Here is a 6,342-nt window from a genome sequence, read left to right as displayed (position 1 = left end):
TCCGCCTGGGCCCGCATGTTGTCCATCAGCTCGGGACCCATGATGCCGTCCCGGTGCCCCGGGAAGTTCTCCACCTCGGTGGTGGTCATCAGGGCGCCACCGGAGTTGACACCCTCGATCACCAGGGGATTGAGGTTGGCCCGGGCCGCATACAACGCCGCGGTGTAGCCCGACGGTCCGGACCCGATGATGATCAGATTGCGGACCTCGTCCACTGCCGACTCCTCAGTCTGTCTCGTCGCACGCTTTTCGGTCGGCGACACTGCACGCTAGAACGTCTTGCCGGGTATCCGCCATTCCCCGGGCACGGCTGGTGTCCGACCTCACGCGGGGATTCTCGTCAGCGTACCGGCACGCGCTCCAGCTCGTCCGCGCCCGCACCGGGTGTGCCGCACTCCGGGCCCACCGCCCACACCCAGATGCCGTCCGCCGCCGAGAAACGCACGATCAGCGCCGGATCGCCGTTGAACCGCGCATAATCCAGGAACTCCACCGAGATGACCCCGCCGCCGTTCACCCGGGTGATCTCCTGAAGACACGCGGCGACCGCATCCGGCATGGTCAACCGGTCCAGCCCGGACGCCTCCTGGAGCTCGGTGCCCGAGGCGGTCTGCGGCTCGTCGGCCGAACTGGGCGCGTTGCGGAGCTGCTGCCCCACCGACGTCAGCGTGCTCGCGGTGTAATCGGTACCGCTGCGGCTCACCTCGCGGCCCGCCGCCGGTGCGGCCGCCATGGGTGCGGCCTCCGAGTTCGCCGAACGGCCTGCCGTGTCCTCCGCGCCCGGCGCGAGGAGCGAATTGACCCCGAAACCCGCGAACGCGACCACCGCGGCGGCCACCGCGATCGGCGCGACCCACCGTCGCCGCCGCCGGGCCTTGTCAAGATCGACGACCTTGGCTGGTACGGCCTCCGGCGCCGCCTCCTCCGAAGCGGCAGCACGGAACATCGTGTCCAGCCGAGCCGCCAGATCGTCGGGCATCGGCTCCGGCTCGAACTCCCGCAACACCGCGCCGACCGCGATCATCCCCGGCTCCAGAGCCTCGTGGGCGGCCCGCCAGGCGTCGTCCGTAGCCACCAGAGCGGCCACACGCTCCTCGTCCGGGGTGCCGTCCAGAGCGCCACCGACATAGTCGGCGAGCAGGTCGATGTCGACCCCCTCGAACTCGGCGCCGGTCACCGCGGCTCCCTCCGTTCGACTCCGGTCGGCAGCGGACTCGCCGCCTCCGACCTGGATGGGACGGTCCCGCCGTCGTTCTGGTTCCCCCGGAGATATCCCAGGGTCATCGCCATCTTGGCGCGGCCACGGGCACACCGGCTCTTGATGGTGCCCACCGCCACACCGAGCATCTCGGCGGCCTCGGCCACGCCGTAACCCTGCACGTCGACCAGCACGATCGCGGCGCGCTGGTCGAACGGCAGGGCGGCCAGCGCGTCCCGCACGACCAGCACGGTGTCCTGATCGGGGGCGGCCGCGGCCGGTTCCGGGCCGGTCGGACGGTCGTCGTCACGATTGCCGTCCGGCAGCGGAACGGTGGGGTGGGCCTGCCGGCGGCGGAGCCGGTCCAGGCAGGCGTTCACCACGATGCGGTGCAGCCAGGTGGTGACCGCCGCCTCGCCACGGAACTTGGCCGCGTTGCGATGGGCGTTCAGCAGCGCGTCCTGGACGGCGTCAGCGGCCTCCTCGCGGTCGCCGACGGTCCGCAGGGCGACCGCCCACAGCCGGTCCCGGTGCCGGCGGACCAGCTCGGCGAAGGCCTCCGGGTCACCGGCCACGTGGGCGCGGACCAGGTCGGCGTCGCTCGGTGCGTCACCGAGGCCGCCGGGTGGTACGCCCCGGATCGTCACGCCAGCAATCTAGTGCACCGGCGGGTTCGATCAGTACCCGGACAGCTCGATCTCGCTGACGCTGATCTGGAACCGGTCGCCGTCCTCGGCGCGGGGCAGCTCGGTGAGGAAGACCAGTACGTACTGGTATTTCTGGTTGGGGTCGAACCCGCTGAAATACCACTTGGTGCCGGAGGACTTCTCGGGCTTCTCATCACTGAGCGACTTGAAGTCCTTGGCGATCTTCTCGTCGCCGTTGCTGCTGTCACCGGGATCGCTCGAGCCGGTACGCACGTCGATCGTCGCGCCCGGCGCAGACGTCGTGACCTGCACCTCGGACAGGGACCGCTTCTCACCCAGGTTGATCAGGACACCCATACCGGGCTTGAGTCCACCGAAGGGTGCGGTGTTGTATTTCGAGGTTTCCCAGACCGTGGCGGGGTTGCCGTCGATGGTGTATTTCGCCTGGTCACCGTCGAGTCGCTCGCCGCGGGGCGGGTCGACCATCCGCACCATGTCGGGGGTGATCTTGATCTTCTGCGGGACCGGGGCCGGCTGCTGGACGGTGCTGTCGCCGGCGTTGGTCGGCTGGGTCACCGGGATGTTGCCCGCGTCGGTCGAGTTGCTGGTCTTGTTGATCGCCCGGATGCCGAAGACCAGACCGATGATCGCGATGACGATCAGCGCGCCGACACCGACCATGATCTTCGGGGCGCTGCGGATCGGCTCGCTCGACGAGGACGAACCGCTCTGCACGAAGCGCAGCGGACCGACGTCTTCGTACTCCTCGTCGTCGGCGGCGGCGTCCAGCCGGCCCAGCTCGGCGGTGAGCGCGTCGGAGGCCGGCGCGGCCACCCGGCGGTCCAGCAGGTCCATCGTGAGATCGTCGAGGTACGCCGGGATGCCGGCGCGGATCTGACGCGGGGCGGCCGGGTTGCCGGCGCTGTCCCGGTTGGCGTCGGGCAGTGCGGAGTCGCCCACCTCGGTGTGCGGCCAGTGGCCGGTGAGCGCGAAGTAGAGGATGCCGCCGACCGCCCGGATGTCGGACTCGGTGCTGTCGGCCGCGTCGGCCCGCGCGTCGGCCAGGACCACCCGGCCGTCGTCGGCGATCAGTGTGCTGCCGGGATGCACGTTGCCGTGGATCATGCCGGTGGCGTGCACGGCGGTGAGGGCGTCGGCCACCGAGTGCGCGATCGCGATCGCCCGGGCCGGGTCGAGCGGTCCCTCGGCGGCGACCAGGTCACGCAGCGACTCGCCGTCGACCCACTCCCGGACCACGTAGGCCCGATCCTGCTCGTCGATCGCGTCGTAGACGCCGGCCAGGTTGGGGTGGATCACGCGGCTCGCGGCGACCGCGGCCTGAAGCATCTCGACGGCGGAGTCACCGCCGGGGTGCCGGAGCACCATGGCGACCGGACGGCGGAGGATCACGTCGATACCGCGCCACACCTGACGGCCGGCACTGTCGTTGTTGACGTGCTCTTCCAGCTGATACCGCTCGGCGAGGACCTCGCCGGCGGTGGGGGCACCGAAGGTCAAGACCGGTCCAGCCTCGTCGGCCGCGGTCTCGTGGCCTTCGCCGACCTGGGTCACCAGTCCTCCCTCGGTGGTGCATTCCTCGGGTGCCGAATTCCCGGTGCCGAATTCCCCGGGCAGCCTGTCGGCGCTCGGGACAGCGGGATCCCGCACATGCCGCCACCGACCATACCCGTACTCGGCCATCCTCTGGCAGGTCGTCCCCCCGGCGCGGCACCGGCGCCGGGGGACACGAATCGGGCGAATCGGTGTCTGATCAGTCGGGAATCACCTGTTCAGGACGGATATCCGATGATCAGCGCCCGATCTTCCGACGGACCATCCCGACCACCTGGCTCACCTCACCGACGCGCAGGAGCAGGGCCATCCCGATGTAGGCGATCAGGATCACCGCGCCGCCGACGGCGATCTGCACGATCGCCTCGATCCGGCCGTCCGGCGCGCCCGAACCGGGGAGCAGACGCGTCACGAGCACCGCGAGCCCCGCGGCGACCGCGCCGGCGATCGCCACCCGCAGCAGCGACGCCGCCACCGAGCCCAGGTTGAGCCGGCCGATCCGGCGCCGCAGGACGGCCAGCGAGATCAGGGCGGACAGCAGGTAGGAGACGCCGTTGGCGGCGGTCATCCCGGCCGCGGTCAGCGACGCGTCGAGGATCGCCGCGAGCACGAAGTACCCGGCGATCCGGACCGCCACCACCGGCAGGTTGATCAGTGCGGCGGTCTTGTTGCCCTGGAGCGCGTAGAAGACGTTGGTGCAGAGGAAGCTGATCGACAGCGGCAGCACGGCGAACGCCGCCACGGTCAGGACCGTGCCCATGGCCAGCGCGTCGGCGTTCGTGATGCGCCCGCCCTCGAAGAGGAGGACCGCGATCGGCCCGCCCAGCACGGCGTAGGCCACCACGATCGGGGCCAGCGCCGCGGTGACCAGCTTGATGCCCCGGCTCAGGTCGTCACTGACCTCGGCGAGCCGGCCCTCGGCGGCGGCCGCACTCATCTTCGGCAGCAGTGCGGTGATCACCGACACGCCGATGATCCCGTGCGCCATCATCATCAACAGGAAGACGTTGTTGAAGGCGAGCGCACCGGGGTTGTCCTCGCCACCGGCGGTGTTCAGGGCCCGGACCAGCGCGAAGACCGCGATCTGGTTGGCGCCCACGTAGCAGAGCATCCAGCCGGCCAGGTGGCCGATCTCGCGCAGCCCGAGCTCGCGCGGGGCCCAGCGCCACGCCCAGCGGAAACCGACCTTGCGCAGGGCCGGGAGCAGGCCGATCGCCTGGACCACCATGCCGAGCAGGGTGCCGGCACCGATCAGGGTCAGCTCGGCGCCGCTGATGTTCTCCGGGGTCAGATCCTTGTCGGTCCCGAAGACCAGCAGGAACACCCCGCACACCGCGATCACCACGATGTTGTTGAGGATCGGTGCCCACATCGGCGCGGCGAAGTGGCCGCGCACGTTCAGCACCGCGCCGATCAGCGCCGACACGCCGGTGAAGAAGATGATCGGAAGAATGAGGTACGAGAAGTCGGTGACCAGCTCCCGGAAGGCCGGTGTGGTGGTGTCGCCGCTCGTCTGGATCGCCGTGATCAGGGGGGCCGCGAGTACCACCAGGACGGTCGCCAGGCCGAGCATGACCACGGCGAAGGAGAGCAGCCGCTGGGTGAACTCCTGGCCGCCGTCCGGGTCGGCCTTGCGCCGCCGGACCAGCAGCGGGATCAGCACACTGGACAGGATGCCGCCGAGCAGCAGCTCGTAGATCTGACCCGGCAGGAACTGGGCGCCGGTGTAGGCGTCACCGACCGCCTCACCGAGGACCATGCCGATCAGCGCGTTGCGGACGAACCCGATCACCCGGCTGACCAGGCTGCCGACCGCCATGATCGCACTTTGGCCGGCGGTGCTGCCGCTGCTGCTGCTCTGGCCGGGCTGCTCCGGCCCCGTCTCCTCGACCGAGACGACGGTCACGCCGTCCTGAGTCGGAGGCCGACCATCCGGTGCCGCGTGCGTGCTGCGGTACAGGCCGCCGTTCACCCAAGCCTCCAGAACCCTGCCGATGTTGCAGCCACAATAAAGGCAAAAGTCACACGTGGTGACGCAGGAGGGTGCCGGGTTCCGCTCCCGCCAGGGTCTCCACCATCCAGCATGCCTCCAGTGGAACCAGAGGCTCACTCAGCGCATCCAGCACGGTCGGATGATCACAGCCGGCCTCGGTCAGCGCACTCAACAGGGCCGGCACCCCGGCCAGGTCGCCCGAGTCGGTGATCCGCCTGGCCAGGGGGCGCGTTCCGGCGTACGCCCGCTGGTGGGGGAGAAGCGTGAGGACGGCACTCGCCCGGCGTACCAGATCGGAAAGGTCCTCATGGGGGAACCGCTCGTCGACGCGGACCTGAAGTCGCGCCAGGGCCGGCGCGCTCAACGCCGCGACCGCGGCCTCGTCGAGCACCTGCGGCGACGGCACCGGGGGCGCCGGCCACCACCGCTCGTCCGCGAAGAGCGGCAGCGGCGCCTGCTCGGGCCCGGAGGGAACGGCCGCCGGGACCTCCCGGCGCAGCGAGCGGTACGCCGCCTCGCGCACCGCGGCGATCTCGGCCGGATCGTCGTCCTCGCCGGCCGGTGCGAACGGCGACAACAGCGCGACCACCAGCCCCGGATGCGGCAGTAACGGATCGGCGAGGGCGATCACCCGGGCGAAGGACTCCAGCTCCCACCAGTGCAGCGCGGCCGGGAACGGGCCCTCGGCCGGCGCCCAGCCCATCTGCACCGGCTCACTGGACGCGGGCCGGCGCAGCCCCAGATGCCGGTCGCCGCCGGGCAGATCGATGTCGAGGGTGAGCGAATACCCCGCCACCACGGGAAAGGAGATGTGCAACTCGGCGCTCTCGGTCACCCGACCGGTCCAGAAGGCGGGGTCCTGGGACAGACGGAGCAGAGCCTCGGAAACCGGCATGCCGCCCATCCTGCCCGGCGATAACTGCTCGTGCCAC

The 6,342-nt window shown here is 70.5% G+C and carries 6 protein-coding genes; all 6 read right to left on the bottom strand.

The window, feature by feature from the left end:
- Positions 1-215, bottom strand: a 215-nt coding sequence (locus BC793_RS38575; RefSeq protein ID WP_146246649.1) for an NAD(P)/FAD-dependent oxidoreductase, incomplete at its 3' end; no start/stop codon positions are given.
- Between the two features lie 125 nt (positions 216-340).
- Positions 341-1,177: a hypothetical protein gene (locus BC793_RS38570; RefSeq protein ID WP_109601552.1), complete on the bottom strand. Its 837-nt coding sequence runs from the start codon at positions 1,175-1,177 to the stop codon at positions 341-343.
- Positions 1,174-1,845, bottom strand: a complete 672-nt coding sequence (sigM, locus tag BC793_RS38565) for an RNA polymerase sigma factor SigM (protein WP_239170531.1) — start codon at positions 1,843-1,845, stop codon at positions 1,174-1,176. The genes BC793_RS38570 and sigM overlap by 4 nt, the downstream gene beginning before the upstream one ends.
- 30 nt (positions 1,846-1,875) lie before the next feature.
- On the bottom strand, positions 1,876-3,417 hold the full coding sequence (locus BC793_RS38560; RefSeq protein WP_109601567.1) for a protein kinase family protein: 1,542 nt from the start codon (positions 3,415-3,417) through the stop codon (positions 1,876-1,878).
- Positions 3,418-3,655: 238 nt separating this feature from the next.
- Positions 3,656-5,236, bottom strand: coding sequence for a murein biosynthesis integral membrane protein MurJ (gene murJ, locus BC793_RS38555; protein ID WP_239170530.1), 1,581 nt, complete (start codon positions 5,234-5,236; stop codon positions 3,656-3,658).
- Between the two features lie 202 nt (positions 5,237-5,438).
- Positions 5,439-6,305: a hypothetical protein gene (locus BC793_RS38550; protein WP_239170529.1), complete on the bottom strand. Its 867-nt coding sequence runs from the start codon at positions 6,303-6,305 to the stop codon at positions 5,439-5,441.
- Between the last annotated feature and the right edge of the window lie 37 nt (positions 6,306-6,342).

Source organism: Actinoplanes xinjiangensis (genome assembly GCF_003148685.1).
In the GTDB taxonomy this organism is placed as follows: domain Bacteria; phylum Actinomycetota; class Actinomycetes; order Mycobacteriales; family Micromonosporaceae; genus Actinoplanes; species Actinoplanes xinjiangensis.
Note: the sequence above shows the minus strand (reverse complement) of the source record. Positions and strands in the feature narration are given on the sequence as shown.